The organism is Pseudoalteromonas lipolytica, assembly GCF_001306915.1.
GTDB lineage: Bacteria > Pseudomonadota > Gammaproteobacteria > Enterobacterales > Alteromonadaceae > Pseudoalteromonas > Pseudoalteromonas simplex.
The window spans coordinates 1-644 of record NZ_LJTC01000045.1; the positions used below are offsets into that span (position 1 = coordinate 1).

A 644-nucleotide genomic window follows, 5' to 3' on the forward strand; every position below is an offset into this window, starting at 1 on the left:
ATGCCGGCACTGATGCAGGCGAACGGATTGGCGCCGGTGGAGCCCGCCAGGCGCACCGTGGAGGTGGAGGCGTTCTGCTCGTGGTCGGCATGCAGCATGAAGATGCGGTCCATCGCCTTGGCGTAGACCGGGTTGATCTTGTACTCCTCGCACGGCGTGCTGAACATCATGTAGAGGAAGTTCTCTGCATAGTTCAGGTCGTTGCGCGGGTAGTTGAACGGCTGGCCCACATTGTACTTGTAGGACATCGCGGCGATGGTCGGCATCTTGGCGATCAGGCGGATCGCGCTGATGATGCGATCCTCCTCGACGTTGATGTCCATGTGGTCGTGATAGAAGGCGGCCAGGCCACCCACCACGCCGCACAGGATCGACATCGGATGGGCATCGCGACGGAAGCCCTTGAAGAAGTTGTTGATCTGGTCGTGGACCATGGTGTGGTTGCTGACCCGCGACTCGAAGTCGGCGTACTGCTCATCGTTGGGCAGTTCGCCGAATAGCAGCAGGTAGCAGAGCTCGACGAAGTTCGACTCCTTCGCCAGCTGGTCGATGGGGTAGCCGCGATGCAGCAGGACGCCCTTGCCACCATCGATGTAGGTGATGGCCGACTGGCAGGAGGAGGTGGCCATGAAGCCGGGATCATA

Annotated in this window: 1 protein-coding gene; it reads right to left on the reverse strand. The window is 60.6% G+C overall.

Going from position 1 to position 644, the window contains the following annotated elements; genetic code table 11:
- The coding region (locus AOG27_RS21405; protein ID WP_327077898.1) for a citrate/2-methylcitrate synthase at positions 1–644 on the reverse strand (644 nt) is incomplete at both ends.